We start from the raw sequence: 13,419 nt of genomic DNA on the forward strand, positions 1-13,419 counted from the left end.
CTCGCTGTGCGGTTAGTAGTTGTAATTGTTCATCGGCACGGTCGCGAACACCAGCGCCCAGAGCAGAATGCTGAGCAGCGCCAGGGCGATACCCACGAAGCCTGTGATGATCCCGGTCAGCCAGAAGCCCTTGCCGTTCGGTTCCTTGTTGCGGGCGATGAAACCCAGGACCACGCCGGCGGCCGGCAAGATGATGGCGAGGATGCCACCGAAAATCGGGAAGAACGCAACCGGGGACCCGAGGATGCCGATGACTCCGGCGATCATCGACAGGATGCTCAGGATCGGCTGCTTGGTGGCCGACGGCATCCCGGGCTGGCCGGCGTAGTAGCCGGCGGCGGGGCCACCAGAGGGCGGCGGGGTGCCGTAACCGGAGCCCGGCGGGGTGTAGCCCGGCGGCGGCGAACCGTAGGGCGGCGGCGGCGTGCCCTCGCTCGGGGCGGGCGGGCCGTAGGCGGGCGGCGGCGGCGTCGGCTGGCCGGCCGGACTCACCGGCGGAACCGGCGGCGGCTGCTGGGCGCCCGACGGGGTGGATTCGGCATCGCCGGCGGGGCCGCTCTGGCGATCCGGTGGGTCGCCGGCCATGCTGTCCTGCGGGAAGTCGGGCACCTGCGGCACGTCGGGGACCTGCGGCACGCTCGGAACCTGGGGAACCTCGGGATGTGGTGTGTTCGGATCGGTCATGATCGTCATTCCTTTCCTGTGAACGCCTGGTCTGATCCAGGCCGCCCGGCCGCCCGATCGGGCGGCCGGGGTGGCCGGCGAGCGCGGTCTGCCGAGCCTTCTAGTAGGTGGTGTACGAGCCTTCGCTGATGCCCGCCATGATCACGCCGATCGTGACGATGAGGAAGATGAGTCCGCTGATCAGGCCGACGTAGCCGAGCACGAGGCCGGCGATGGCGAGGCCGCGACCCTTTTCGCCGGTGCGCTTGATCTGGCTGAGCGCAATGTGGCCGCAGATCACGGCGGCGAGGGACACGAAGAACGCGCTGACCAGGGAGATGATCGCGAGAACGTTCCACTTATCGCCGGCGGCCGGCTGCCCGTAGCCCTGCGGTGCGTAGGCCTGCGGGGCGGCAGGTGCGGCGCCGTAGGCCGGGGCGGCCGGGGTCGCACCGTAGGCCGGCGGCGCGGGCGGGGAGTAGGCCGGCGGCGGCGTGGGCTCGTTCGAGTCCGGCTTGTTCACGGCGGGCTGGTTCGGGTCGGTCATGGGTGACTCCTTCACGTGGTGCAGCGTAGGGAATGCAAGGGCACTGGGTGCGATGGGTGCCATAGTGGCACCCACGCCGTGGGGGTGTCAACGTGCTGGCTCTGCGTAAAACCCCCACCATGACAGTATCGCGTCCGCGCGAGAAACTCTTGGTGAGATGCGGTTTCAGGCCTGGATGAGGCCCACCGGGAGGGTAGAGTCCGCCCCGAAATCGAGGGTGGAGGGCGCGCGCCCCGCCATGATCAGCTGCGCGCCGAGCGCCGCGATCATGGCGCCGTTGTCGGTGCAGAGCGACAGGGGCGGGATGCGCAGCGCGATACCGGCCGCATCCGTGCGTTCCTGGGCCACCTGGCGCAACCGCGCATTGGCGATCACCCCGCCGCCGAGCAGCAGCCTGGGCACCCCGAGGTCGGTGCAGGCCGCGACGGCCTTGGTGAGCAGCACGTCGACGACGGCCTCGCGGAAGCTCGCCGCAACGTCATTGATCGGCACGGTTTCGCCGGCGTCACGCTTCTGTTCCACCCACCGGGCGACCGAGGTCTTCAGGCCGGAGAAGGAGAAGTCATAGCGGTGCTTGGCGACATCCTTCTGGTGACTGAGGCCGCGCGGGAAACGGATGGCGGTGGGGTCGCCGGTGGCCGCGACCCTGTCGATCTGCGGCCCGCCGGGGTAGGGCAGGCCGAGCACCCTGGCGACCTTGTCAAAGGCCTCACCGGCGGCATCGTCGATGGTCTCGCCGAGCAGCTCCACGTCGGAGACCAGGTCGCGCACCAGCAGCAGCGAGGTGTGCCCCCCGGAGACCAGCAGGGCGATGGTGGGGTACTCCAGCGGCGCATCTGTGTCGACGCCCTCGCCGCGCAGCAGGTCGGCGCCCACGTGGCCGACGAGGTGGTTGACGGCGTAGATCGGCACGTCCAGCGCCACCGCGAGCGATTTGGCAGCGCCGACGCCGACCATGAGTGCACCGGCGAGGCCGGGTCCGCTGGTGACGGCGATGGCGTCGATCTCGTCGAGCCGGATGCCGGCTTCAGCGACGGCCGCGTGGATGGCGGGCACCATCTCTTCGAGGTGGGCGCGAGCGGCAACCTCCGGCACGACGCCGCCGTAGCGGGCATGCTCGTCCATCGACGAGGCGATGGTGTTGGAGAGCAAGGTGGTGCCGCGCACAATGCCGATGCCGGTCTCGTCGCAGGAGGTTTCGATGCCGAGCACCAGCGGGTTGGTGCGGTTGAGCGGGCGGGCCGGGGCGGCGGGTGCGGCCGGGTCGGCAGCGGGTGCGGCCGGGTCGGCGGCGGGCGGCGCGGCGGCGGCATCCGTGAACTGCATCTCGGCGGGCGGAATGGGCAGGCGCATCACGATCGCATCCACGTTGTCTGGTTGGTAGTAGCCCCGGCGAACGCCGAGGTCTTCGAAGCCGAGCGAGCGGTACAGGTGCTGGGCGCCGGGGTTGTCGGCGCGCACCTCGAGGAAGGTTTCGCGGGCGCCCCGCTTGCGGGCCTCGGTGATCAGGCTGAGCATGAGCACCCGGCCGAGCCCGCGGCCGCGGGCCTCTTCGGCCACGGCGATGGTCTGGATGTCGCTCTCCGGCGAGCGCAACGCCGCCTGCAGTCCGGCATACGCGACGATGTGCTCCGGCGAGTCCGGCGGGAAGGCGACCAGGTAGTAGCAGCCCGGGTCGGCGACATCCCGAGCCATCATCTCGGTGGACCAGGCGTCGTTTTCGAAGATGTGCGTCTCCAGGGCCATGATCGCCTCGACGTCGGCGGGCTGGGCGCGGCGCAGCTGCCAGGTCATCAGCTCACCCGCTTGGGACCGTTTTTGGACACCGTCACATCGGGTGAGCGCAGGTAGAGCGCCTCGTCGGCGGCAAACGGTCGGCCGGCCGCGAAGGCGAGTTCGGCGACCATCCCGAGGTCGCCGGCCGAGATGGTGGCGGCGTCGAGGCGGGGCAGGCCCGCGTGCACGAAGTCGGCCTCGAGCAGCTCGGCCGGTTTGGCCAGGGCCGGGGCGCCGAGACGCACCGGAAGGTGCTCGGCATCCGCCCCGCTGTACGCGGACCAGTAGACCTCGCGGCGCCGGGCGTCGGTGACCACGAGCAGCGGCCCGGTGTGGCCGGTGCGGTAGTGGCCGTAGGCGATGGCGTCGTGGCTGACCACGGGAACGAGAGGGCGCCCGATGCCCAGCGCGAAGACCCGGGCGGCGGCGATGCCGACGCGGAGGCCGGTGAACGGTCCGGGGCCCATGCCGCCGACGACGCCGGAGAGCGCCGAGACGGGGATGGCGGCCTCGGTGAGGCACTCCTGGATGAGGCGGCCGACCACCTCGGCGTGCCGCATGGTGTCGGGGACGCCGCGTTCGGCGATCACGCCTTGGGTCAGGTCGACGACGGCGACGCTGGTGCCGGCGGAGGTATCGATGGCGAGAAGCACCCGTCCAGCCTATGCGGCCCGGGCGCCTCCGCCCGCCGGGTGCCTCGCCGGCTCGTTCACGGGCAACTGTTGCCAAATCGGACATTTGCGTCCGGCACACCGGGACCATTTGTCCGCACGGGCAACAGTTGGGCGCGGCAGACGCGGGGCGGGTGGGCGTCAGGCGCGCTTGGTGCGGAGGGCTTTCACCGTGAGCTGCCCGGCGGCGAGAATCAGCAGCACGGCGAACAGGATGCTCGACAGGCGCGGCGGGATCAGCACGGCCAGGGCCACCCCGGGCACCGCCGCGACGGTGGCAGCGGCGCCGACCACGAGGCCGGCGGGCAGATCGACGAGCCCGGCGCGCAGGTTGGCGATGGTGCCGACGAGGCTCGTGGGCACCAACACCAGCAACGAGGTGCCCTTGGCGATGAGGTCGCTCACGCCGAACACCGCCACGAGGGCCGGCACCGCGATCACTCCCCCGCCGATGCCGAACAGACCGGATGCGATGCCCATCGTCAGCCCCAGAGCGAGGTAGCCCAGCACCACGACCCAGCTCAGCTCGAGGGCGGCTCCGCGTTCCGGCTCCACGACAAGCATGCGCGCGGCCACCACGATGAGCAGCGCGATGAAGAGCCAGCGCAGCCAGAACAGCGGGATGCGCTGCAGCAGGTTGCTGCCGATCAGGGCGCCGACCACGGCGCCGGCGGCGATGATCGCGCCGGCGATCAGGTCGATGTGGCCGTTGGCCAGGTAGGTGAGCGACCCCACGATGGAGGTGGGCACGATCGCAGCCAGCGACGTGGTGGCCGCCCGGCGCTGGTCCATGCGCACCAGCGAGATGAGCAGGGGCACCATCACGATGCCGCCGCCGACACCGAACAATCCGGAGAGCAGTCCACCGATGACGCCGGTGAGCACGAGGGCGCTCCAGTACCAGGCGCCGGTCGGCCGGGCGGCGGTCATGCGTGCACCGGCTCATCCGGGCCGGCCGGGTCGCTGCGGAAGCCGAGGCCGTCCTGCCAGCGCGGTCCGTGGCCGGTCACCGTGACGGTGCGAGGTTCCGGCAGGTCCAGGGCGACGGCATCGTCGACGTCGGCGTCCGGGTCGGCCTGCGAGGCGCCGAGCGGACGCTCGATCTCCATGTCCAGCCATGATTCGGTGATCCCCTCGAGCAGGCCGCGGCCCCACTCCACCACCACGATCGAGCGGGCGAAGTCGATGTCGAGGTCGTCCAGCTCCATCGCGCTGCTCAACCTGTAGGCATCCACGTGCACCAGCGGCGGTCCGCCGATCGTGCTCGGATGCGTGCGGGCGAGCACGAAGGTGGGGCTGGTGACCGCGCCGCGCACGCGCAAGCCCTCGCCGAGGCCGCGGGTGAAGGTGGTCTTACCGGCACCGAGCGGGCCGGTGAGCACCATCAGGTCGCCGGCGCGCAGCAGCCCGGCCATTTCCAGGCCGAAGGCGTGCATGGTTTCGGGGTCGGCGATGGTGCGGCGCATCGGGCTACGACCTCGTGGTTTCGGTGCTGTCGGCGTCGGTCAGGGACCCAGATCCCACATACCGACGCGGCACCCGTGCGCCCACCCGGGTGACGATGTCGTAGTTGATGGTTCCCGCGGCTGCGCCCCACTCGGCGGCGGTGGGCACCCCGGCCGCGGCGTCGCCGAACAGCACCACCACGTCGCCGACGGCGACAGGGTCGGTGCCCACGTCTACCAGGAACTGGTCCATCGCGACGCGGCCCACCACGGGGTACTGGGTTCCGTTGATGGCCACCCTGGCGGCGTTCATGGCCTGGCGGGGTACCCCGTCGGCATAACCCAGCGGCACCAGGGCGAGGGTGGTGTCGGCGGTGGCGCGCCACAGGTAGTCATAGGAGACGCCCGCGCCGGCGGCGACCCGGCGCACGGCGGCGACCCGGCCGCGCAGAGTCATGGCCGCGGTCAGGCCGAGGTCGGCGGCATCCGCGTCGGCGAAGGGCGACTGCCCGTAAATACCGATGCCCAACCTCACCATCGAGTAGCGGGCGGCGGGCAGGCGCAGGGCGGCGGCCGTGGACGCCAGATGGGCGAGGTCGATGGTGAGTCCGGCGGCGGTGGCGGCCTCCAGCCCGCGTCCGAAGCTGGCGATGGCGGCGAGGTCGTCGTCGGGTGAGGTGTTGGCCAGGTGGCTGAACAGGCCGCGCACCCGCAGCCGGTCGACGCGCTCGAACGCGGCAGCGAGGCCCAGCACCTCGGCCCAGTCCGATTCGTCGACGCCGTTGCGGTTGAGGCCGGTCTCGAGTTTGATCTGCACGGATGCGGGCCGGCCCAGTGCGTTGGCGGCCGCTGCGACCTGGCGCACCTGCACCGCCGACGACAGTCCGAGGTCGATGTCCGCGGCGATGGCGGCGGCGAAGTCGGCATCCGGGCCGTGCAACCAGGCCAGCAGCGGGGCGTCGATGCCGGCGGCGCGGAGGGCGAGGGCCTCGTCGATGTCGGCGACACCGAGCCAGTCGGCGCCGCCGGCAAGGGCGGCGCGGGCCACCGGCACGGCGCCGTGACCGTAGCCGTTGGCCTTGACCACGGCCATGGTGTGCCGGGTGCCGATCAGGCTGCGCAGGTGTTCCACGTTGGCCTGCACGGCACCGAGATCGATGACGGCCTCACGGAAGTCGGTCATGAGTTCCCCTCCAGGACCACGAACGCGCAGGCCACCCCGGCGTCGTGGGTCAGGCTCAGGTGCGCGCTCGTGATGCCGCGGGCGGTGAAGGCGGCCTGCACCGCTCCGGTCAGCGCGAAGGACGGGTTGCCGTGCGGGTCGGAGACCACTTCCATCTCCTGCCAGCTGGCGCCCACACTGTCGCCGAGGGCCTTGATCAGAGCTTCCTTGGCGGCGAACCGGGCGGCCAGCGAGTGTGTCGGCAGGGTGCGCTCGGCCGGCGCGAACAGCCTCGGCACCAGCCCGGGCGTGCGGGCCACCTGCCGGTCGAAGCGTGCCAGGTCGACGATGTCGACGCCGATGCCCTTGATCATGCTCTGCTCAATCCTCGTGTGCTGTTCTCAGCGAAATGCCCAGGACCCGGTGCCATCGCGAGGCGATGACGCGGCGAGCCCTGGGCATCCGTGGCCTATTCGGCCGGCTTACTCGACCGGCCTTATTCGACCGTGACCGACTTCGCCAGGTTGCGCGGCTGGTCGACGTCGAGGCCCTTGGCGGTGGCCAGCTCGATGGCGAACATCTGCAGCGGCACCACGGCGAGCAGCGGCTCGAACAGCGGGCCGGCGAGCGGGATGTGGAACACGGTGTCGGCGAACGGCAGCACCGCGGCGTCACCCTGCTCGGCGATCGCGATGATCCGGGCGCCGCGAGCGCGGATCTCCTGGATGTTGGAGACCACCTTGGGGTGCAGGTGCGCGGACCCGCGGGGGCTCGGTACCACGACGAAGACCGGCTGGCCGGGCTCGATCAGCGCGATCGGGCCGTGCTTGAGCTCACCGGCGGCGAAGCCCTCGGCGTGGATGTAGGCGAGCTCCTTGAGCTTGAGCGCACCCTCGAGCGCGATCGGGAAGCCCACGTGGCGACCGAGGAAGAGCACGGCGCGCGAGTCGGTCATCCACACGGCGAGCTGACGCACGGCGTCTTCCTGCAACAGGGTGGTGGCGATCTTCTCCGGGATGGCCTGCAGCTCGACGACCTGCGCGGCCAGCTCCTCCAGGGACATGGTGTTGCGCACCCGGGCCAGGTGCAGCGCGAAGAGGTACAGCGCGGCGATCTGGCCGGTGAACCCCTTCGTCGACGCGACGGCGACCTCGGGTCCGGCGTGCGTGTAGATCACGGCGTCGGATTCGCGGGGAATCGTGGCGCCCTGGGTGTTGCAGATCGAGATGGCCTTGGCGCCGGCCTCGCGGGCGTACTTCACGGCCATCAGGGTGTCCATGGTCTCGCCGGACTGGCTGATCGAGATCACCAGGGTGTCCGGGGTGAGCACCGGGTCGCGGTAGCGGAACTCGTGGCTGAGTTCGACATCCACCGGCACCTGCGCCCACTTCTCGATGGCGTACTTGGCGGTCTGGCCGGCGTACGCGGCCGTGCCGCAGGCCACAATCACGATGCGGCGGATGCCGGCGAGCACGTCATCGCCGAAGGCCTCGAGCTCGGGCACCACGGCCTGGCCGTCGTGGATGCGGCCGCGCAGGGTGTTGGTGACGGCATCCGGCTGCTCGGAGATCTCCTTGGCCATGAAGCTGGACCAGCCGCCCTTTTCACTGGCGGAGGCGTCCCAGGCGATGTCGAATTCTTCGACCTCGACGGGGGCGCCGAAGAAGTCGGTGACGGTGACGAGGTCGGGGGTGATGGTCACGATCTGGTCCTGGCCGATCGCGACGGCACGACGGGTGTACTCCACGAACGCGGCGACGTCGGAGCCGAGGAAGTTCTCGCCGTCGCCCAGGCCGATCACCAGCGGCGAGTTGCGGCGGGCGCCGACCACGACGCCGGGCTGGTCCTGGTGCACGGCCAGCAGCGTGAACGCGCCGTCCAGGCGCGCGACGACGGTGCGGAACGCTTCGCCCAGGTCACCCAGGCGGCGGTATTCGCGGCCGAGCAGCACGGCGGCCACCTCGGTGTCGGTTTCGCTTTCGAAGACGTAACCCTCGGCGAGGAGTTCGTCCTTGAGCGGCGAGAAGTTCTCGATGATGCCGTTGTGGATGAGGGCGAGCTTGCCGTCGTCACCCAGGTGCGGGTGCGCGTTCTGGTCGGTCGGACCACCGTGGGTGGCCCACCGGGTGTGCCCGATTCCGGTGCGCCCGTTGTTGATCGGGTGCGCCTCGAGCTCGGCGGCGAGCACGGCGAGCTTGCCGGCGCGCTTCGCGGTGTTGAGCACTCCCGCGTCGTCGATCACCGCTATCCCCGCGGAGTCATACCCCCGGTACTCGAGTCGACGGAGACCTCCCATGAGGACCTCGACGCTTTTGTTGTCTCCGACATATCCTACGATTCCGCACATAGCCCTGATTTTAGTCGCACTATGCTTGGTCTCGATGTCCGAGCCGGTGGTGAGCCCCAGTAATAACGGTCACAGCACCCCCTTTGTGGAGCTCGACCGTGCTGTGTGGGCATCCCTCGCACCCTCGACCCGGTTGCCGTTGCGGGAAACCGAGGTCGTGCAGCTGCGCGGCCTGGGCGAACCGCTCGACATCAACGAGGTGTCGGATGTCTACCTGCCGTTGAGCCGGCTGCTCAACCTCTACGCCGCGGGAGCCCGCAAGCTGCACCGCGACACCAGCGACTTCCTCGGGGAACGCGCCCAGCGCACCCCGTTCGTGATCGGCGTGGCCGGGTCCGTCGCCGTGGGCAAGTCCACCATCGCCCGGCTGCTACGGGAGCTCCTGGCCCGCTGGGAAGACACCCCCCGGGTGGAACTGGTCACCACTGACGGGTTCCTCTTCCCCAACGCCGAACTGGCCCGTCGCGGCCTGATGGAACGCAAGGGCTTCCCGGAGTCGTACGACCGGCGCACGCTGCTGCGTTTCGTCAGCGCCATCAAGAGCGGCGCCGCCGAGGTGCGCGCCCCTTTCTACTCGCACCTGAACTACGACATCGTGCCCGATGCGCAGGTCGTCGTGCGTCAGCCCGACATCCTCATCGTCGAGGGCCTGAACGTGTTGCAGCCGCCCGCCCCGGGCCACGGGCTCGCGGTGAGCGACCTTTTCGACTTCACCATCTACGTGGATGCCCGCACCTCCGACATCTCCCGGTGGTACGAGGAGCGGTTCCTGCGGCTCCAGCGCGGCGCGTTCACGAACCCCAAGTCGTTCTTCCACAGGTTCGCCTCCCTCAGCGAGGACGAGGCCCGGGCCCGCGCCCGCACCATCTGGGGCAGCATCAACGAACCCAACCTGCTGCAGAACATCCGCCCCACCCGCTCCCGCGCCACCCTGGTGCTGCGCAAGGACTCCGACCACACCGTCGACAAGGTGCTGCTCCGCAAGGTCTGAGCCGTCGCGGTGGGCGGCCATGGGGCGTTGTCGCCCGTGCGCTCGGCCGCCCGTAGCGTCGCGCTGATTGTGCTCGGCTGCCCGTAGCCCCGCGCCCGTCGCGCTCGGCAGCCGGCCCAACCGGCAACTGGGCCCCGTCCGGACAAATGGTCCCGGCACACCCGGCGCGAAAGTCCGCATCGGCAACAGTTGTGTCCGGGAGGCCGCCGACCGCTCATTCGCGGCGGCGTCGGCGCGTGGGCGCCGCCGCGGCGACGACGTGGGCGCGGCCGCGGGGTGTCCGCGAGCCCGCGCCTCCCCCGGTTTGAGCCCGGGTTGGGCCCCGGTCGGCACGCATCCGCCCGAACTGTTGCCGCAGCGGACAGGTGCGTCCCGCGTGCCGGACGCAGAAGTCCGGATGGGCAACAGTTACGGCGCGGCTGGGATGCGGCGGGCGGCAGCGGCACGGCTACGGTGGAACGATGGACCTCGACGTGCGCACCGACCGGCTTCTACTGCGGCGCTGGCGCGAGACCGACCTCGAGCCGTTCGCCCGGCTCACGGCGGATGCGGAGGTGATGCGCTACTTCCCCGCTCCACTGAGACGTGCCGAAAGTGATGCCCTCGCCGGCCGGGCGGACGCGATGTTCGACCTGCACGGCTACGGGCTGTGGGCGCTGGAACGCCTGGACACCGGCGAGTTCATCGGCTTCACCGGCCTCGCGCCGATGCTCGAGGGCGTCCCGGGTTCCGGCGGCGTGGAGGTGGGCTGGCGGCTGGCCCGATCCGCCTGGGGTCGGGGTCTCGCGACCGAGGCGGCGACGGCCGCCCTGCAGTTCGGCTTCGAGACCCTCGGCCTGGCGGAGGTGAACTCGATCACGGCGGGCATCAACATCCGTTCGCGCAAGGTGATGGAACGGCTCGGCATGCACATCGCGGGTGAGTTCGATCACCCGCGGCTACCCGAGGACTCGCCCCTGCTCCGTCACGTGCGCTACCTGATCGCCGCTCCCGGCTAGGCCCGGAATGCGGCAGGAACTGTTGCCGCAACGGACAATTGCGGCCGGTGTGCCGGACGCAATTGTCTGGACGGGGAACAGTTGACCACGCACGGACGACCGAAGCCACGCGACCGATCCGAGCGGCGGGAGCATGGTGAGCGCCACCGGGCCTCGGCCGGGCACCGTCCAAGGCCGGCTACCTGGGCCGCGCTTCGTTCGCTTCCTGGCGAACTTTGTACTTCGTGGTACCTGCTCGAACCTTCGCCGCGGCACGCGGTAGTTCTCACGGCACGCACTAGTGTTCGCGGCACGTGTTTTATCCTGTGCCACGACACACGACCCGTGCCGCGAGACGCAAGACGGGCCACGACGGATGGCCGTGGGTGCGAAATGCGGATACCGACCGGGAGAGTCGGGACAGGCGGTACTAGCTGGGCTGCAGCGCCAGGCGGGACTGCACGACGTCGGCCAGGGCGTGCGCCAGACGGTCGGCGGTGGGCTGGTCGGCGGCTTCCACCATGACCCGCACCATGGGCTCGGTGCCGGAGGGGCGCAGGAGCACCCGGCCGGTGTCGCCGAGTTCGGTTTCCGCGTCGCGCACGGCCTGCGCGATGACCTCGTCGCCGGCGAGGGCGTGGTGGTCGACGCCGCGAACGTTCACGAGGATCTGCGGGAACACCTTCATCACGCTGGCCAGCTCGGCGAGGGTTTTTCCGGTGCGGGCCATTTCGGCCACGATGTGCAGACCGGTGAGGATGCCGTCGCCCGTGGTGGCGAACTTGGTCATGATGACGTGACCACTCTGCTCGCCGCCGAGCGACAGCCCGTGCGCGTCGAGCTCCTCGAGCACGTACCGGTCGCCCACCTTGGACTCGATCATGTTGATGCCGTTGGCGGCCATGGCCTTCTTCAGGCCCAGGTTGCTCATGACCGTCGCCACGAGGGTGCGGTCCTTGAGCACGCCGCGTTCGGCCATCGACACGGCCAGGATCGCCATGATCTGGTCGCCGTCGACGATGTTGCCGTCGCGGTCGACGGCCAGGCAGCGGTCGGCGTCACCATCGTGGGCGATGCCCACGTCGGCGCCGTGCTCGAGCACCGCTCTGGCGAGGTTGTCCAGGTGGGTGGAGCCCACGCCGTCGTTGATGTTGAGGCCGTCGGGGTCGGCGCCGATCACGGTGACCCGGGCACCGGCATCCGTGAAGACCTGCGGGGACACGCCGGCGGCCGCGCCGTGGGCGCAGTCGAGCACCACGTGAATGCCGTCGAGCCGGTGCGGCAGGGTGCCGAGCAGGTGCACGACATAACGGTCCTCGGCGTCGGCGAAGCGACGGATGCGTCCGACGTCACCGGCAATCGGGGTGAGGAGCTGATCGCCCGCGTCGAGCACCGCTTCGATGCGGTCTTCGACGTCATCGGGAAGTTTGGTGCCGCCGAAGTTGAAGAATTTGATGCCGTTGTCGGGCGCCGGGTTGTGCGAGGCGGAGATCATCACGCCGAAGTCTGCGCCGATGTCGGCGATGAGGAAGGCGGCGGCGGGCGTCGGGATGACGCCGGCATCCAGCACGTCTACGCCGGAGCTGGCCAAGCCTGCTGCAACGGCGGAGGTGATGAATTCACCGGAAATGCGGGGGTCGCGGGCGACCACGGCGACGGGACGACGGCCTTGGGCACGTCGTTCCTCTGCGCGGCGGCCACTGGTGAGCACAACTGCGCTCGCCTGGGCGAGGCCCAGGGCCAGGCCAGCCGTGAGATCACGGTTAGCCAGGCCCCGGACGCCGTCCGTGCCGAAAAGTCGAGCCATATGAGTGTGTACTCGACTAACGGGTTAGCGCTTCGAGAACTGCGGCGCCTTACGGGCCTTCTTGAGTCCGGCCTTCTTGCGCTCCTTGACGCGAGCGTCACGGTTGAGGAAGCCGGCCTTCTTGAGGATGGCGCGGTTGTTCTCTTCGTCGATCTGGTTCAGCGAGCGGGCGATGCCGAGGCGCAGCGCGCCGGCCTGGCCGGACGGGCCACCACCGGTGATGCGGGCGATGACGTCGTAGCTGCCGATGAGGTCGAGGACCTTGAAGGGGTCGTTGATCAGCTGCTGGTGCAGCTTGTTCGGGAAGTAGTCGTCGAGCTCGCGCCCGTTGACGACAATCTTGCCGGCGCCGGGGACGATGCGCACGCGGGCGATGGCCTGCTTGCGACGACCCACGGCTGCGCCGGGAACGTTGAGGACGGCGCGGGGCGCCTTGGTTGCAACTTCAGCGGGAGTCTCGGTGGAGTAGCTCTCGGGAGTTGCGTCAATCTGGTCTGCGATCTTCGCCACGATGGTGTGAATCCTTTTTTCTTAGATATCGAGAAGTCTGGGGCCGACGCTACTGAGCGACCTGGCTGAGGGTGTACGGCTTGGGCTGCTGCGCAGCGTGCGGGTGCTCGGGGCCTGCGTAGACCTTGAGCTTCAGCAGCTGTGCACGGCCGAGCGAGTTCTTCGGCAGCATGCCGCGAATCGCCTTTTCTACCGCACGGGTGGGGTGCTTCTCGAGCATCTCCGAGTAGTTCGTGGCCGTGAGGCCGCCCGGGTAACCGGAGTGGCGGTACGCCATCTTGAGGTCGAGCTTCTTGCCGGTCAGGGCAATCTTTTCGGCGTTGATGATGATGACGAAGTCGCCACCATCCATGTGGGGGGAGAAGGTCGCCTTGTGCTTGCCGCGAAGAAGAATCGCGGCGTGGCTGGCGAGCCGACCCAGAACGATGTCGGTGGCATCAATAACGACCCAGTCGTGCTGGAGTTCGCTTGCCTTGGGGGTGTAAGTGCGCGTCACTGTTGTGCTGCTTTCTTGTTTTCGAAC

The 13,419-nt window shown here is 69.7% G+C and carries 14 protein-coding genes; 2 read left to right on the top strand and 12 right to left on the bottom strand.

The features are described from left to right. Positions 1-12: 12 nt before the first annotated feature. From B7495_RS14095 to glmS, 9 genes are all read right to left on the bottom strand, one after another. Entirely contained in the window at positions 13-684 is a 672-nt protein-coding gene (locus B7495_RS14095; RefSeq protein ID WP_168195331.1) for a DUF4190 domain-containing protein, read from the bottom strand. Positions 685-784: 100 nt separating this feature from the next. Beyond that, a complete protein-coding gene (locus B7495_RS14100) occupies positions 785-1,210 on the bottom strand; it encodes a DUF4190 domain-containing protein (RefSeq protein ID WP_088457142.1) in 426 nt (141 codons plus the stop codon). Between the two features lie 165 nt (positions 1,211-1,375). Then, on the bottom strand, positions 1,376-3,004 hold the full coding sequence (tsaD, locus tag B7495_RS14105) for a tRNA (adenosine(37)-N6)-threonylcarbamoyltransferase complex transferase subunit TsaD (protein ID WP_088457143.1): 1,629 nt from the start codon (positions 3,002-3,004) through the stop codon (positions 1,376-1,378). Continuing rightward, positions 3,004-3,639 (bottom strand): tRNA (adenosine(37)-N6)-threonylcarbamoyltransferase complex dimerization subunit type 1 TsaB, encoded by a 636-nt coding sequence (gene tsaB / locus B7495_RS14110; protein WP_088457144.1) that lies wholly within the window; start codon positions 3,637-3,639, stop codon positions 3,004-3,006. Before tsaB ends, tsaD begins: the two co-directional genes overlap by 1 nt. Before the next feature lie 159 nt (positions 3,640-3,798). After that, positions 3,799-4,587, bottom strand: coding sequence for a sulfite exporter TauE/SafE family protein (locus B7495_RS14115; protein WP_088457145.1), 789 nt, complete (start codon positions 4,585-4,587; stop codon positions 3,799-3,801). Then, a complete protein-coding gene (gene tsaE / locus B7495_RS14120; protein WP_088457146.1) occupies positions 4,584-5,123 on the bottom strand; it encodes a tRNA (adenosine(37)-N6)-threonylcarbamoyltransferase complex ATPase subunit type 1 TsaE in 540 nt (179 codons plus the stop codon). Before tsaE ends, B7495_RS14115 begins: the two co-directional genes overlap by 4 nt. 4 nt (positions 5,124-5,127) lie before the next feature. Then, entirely contained in the window at positions 5,128-6,285 is a 1,158-nt protein-coding gene (gene alr / locus B7495_RS14125) for an alanine racemase (protein ID WP_088457147.1), read from the bottom strand. Beyond that, positions 6,282-6,638: a holo-ACP synthase gene (locus B7495_RS14130; protein WP_088457148.1), complete on the bottom strand. Its 357-nt coding sequence runs from the start codon at positions 6,636-6,638 to the stop codon at positions 6,282-6,284. The genes alr and B7495_RS14130 overlap by 4 nt, the downstream gene beginning before the upstream one ends. Positions 6,639-6,760: 122 nt before the next feature. Then, a complete protein-coding gene (gene glmS / locus B7495_RS14135; RefSeq protein ID WP_088457149.1) occupies positions 6,761-8,611 on the bottom strand; it encodes a glutamine--fructose-6-phosphate transaminase (isomerizing) in 1,851 nt (616 codons plus the stop codon). A 49-nt stretch (positions 8,612-8,660) separates the two neighbouring features. On the opposite strand from glmS, the gene coaA reads away from it, so the two are divergent. Both coaA and B7495_RS14145 read left to right on the top strand, forming a co-directional pair. Next, positions 8,661-9,602, top strand: a complete 942-nt coding sequence (gene coaA / locus B7495_RS14140; protein WP_240632259.1) for a type I pantothenate kinase — start codon at positions 8,661-8,663, stop codon at positions 9,600-9,602. Positions 9,603-10,063: 461 nt separating this feature from the next. Continuing rightward, a complete protein-coding gene (locus B7495_RS14145) occupies positions 10,064-10,600 on the top strand; it encodes a GNAT family N-acetyltransferase (protein ID WP_088457151.1) in 537 nt (178 codons plus the stop codon). 409 nt (positions 10,601-11,009) lie between these two features. On the opposite strand, the gene glmM is transcribed toward B7495_RS14145, so the two are convergent. Genes glmM through rplM form a run of 3 tightly spaced genes read right to left on the bottom strand, consistent with a single transcriptional unit; the run spans position 11,010 to position 13,392 of the window. Next, complete coding sequence (gene glmM / locus B7495_RS14150; protein ID WP_088457152.1) at positions 11,010-12,386, bottom strand: phosphoglucosamine mutase; 1,377 nt, start codon at positions 12,384-12,386, stop codon at positions 11,010-11,012. Between the two features lie 24 nt (positions 12,387-12,410). Continuing rightward, on the bottom strand, positions 12,411-12,896 hold the full coding sequence (gene rpsI, locus B7495_RS14155) for a 30S ribosomal protein S9 (RefSeq protein WP_088457153.1): 486 nt from the start codon (positions 12,894-12,896) through the stop codon (positions 12,411-12,413). A 49-nt stretch (positions 12,897-12,945) separates the two neighbouring features. After that, positions 12,946-13,392, bottom strand: coding sequence for a 50S ribosomal protein L13 (gene rplM / locus B7495_RS14160; protein WP_088457154.1), 447 nt, complete (start codon positions 13,390-13,392; stop codon positions 12,946-12,948). Positions 13,393-13,419: the final 27 nt, after the last annotated feature.

This window comes from Cryobacterium sp. LW097 (assembly GCF_002205495.2).
GTDB lineage: Bacteria > Actinomycetota > Actinomycetes > Actinomycetales > Microbacteriaceae > Cryobacterium > Cryobacterium zongtaii.

Coding starts and splice junctions, on each gene's coding strand:
- glmS (WP_088457149.1), bottom strand. CDS start 8,611: ATGTGCGGAATCGTAGGATATGTCGGAGACAACAAAAGCGTCGAGGTC.
- alr (WP_088457147.1), bottom strand. CDS start 6,285: ATGACCGACTTCCGTGAGGCCGTCATCGATCTCGGTGCCGTGCAGGCC.
- B7495_RS14145 (WP_088457151.1), top strand. CDS start 10,064: ATGGACCTCGACGTGCGCACCGACCGGCTTCTACTGCGGCGCTGGCGC.
- B7495_RS14095 (WP_168195331.1), bottom strand. CDS start 684: ATGACCGATCCGAACACACCACATCCCGAGGTTCCCCAGGTTCCGAGC.
- tsaE (WP_088457146.1), bottom strand. CDS start 5,123: ATGCGCCGCACCATCGCCGACCCCGAAACCATGCACGCCTTCGGCCTG.
- B7495_RS14100 (WP_088457142.1), bottom strand. CDS start 1,210: ATGACCGACCCGAACCAGCCCGCCGTGAACAAGCCGGACTCGAACGAG.
- B7495_RS14130 (WP_088457148.1), bottom strand. CDS start 6,638: ATGATCAAGGGCATCGGCGTCGACATCGTCGACCTGGCACGCTTCGAC.
- glmM (WP_088457152.1), bottom strand. CDS start 12,386: ATGGCTCGACTTTTCGGCACGGACGGCGTCCGGGGCCTGGCTAACCGT.
- tsaD (WP_088457143.1), bottom strand. CDS start 3,004: ATGACCTGGCAGCTGCGCCGCGCCCAGCCCGCCGACGTCGAGGCGATC.
- B7495_RS14115 (WP_088457145.1), bottom strand. CDS start 4,587: ATGACCGCCGCCCGGCCGACCGGCGCCTGGTACTGGAGCGCCCTCGTG.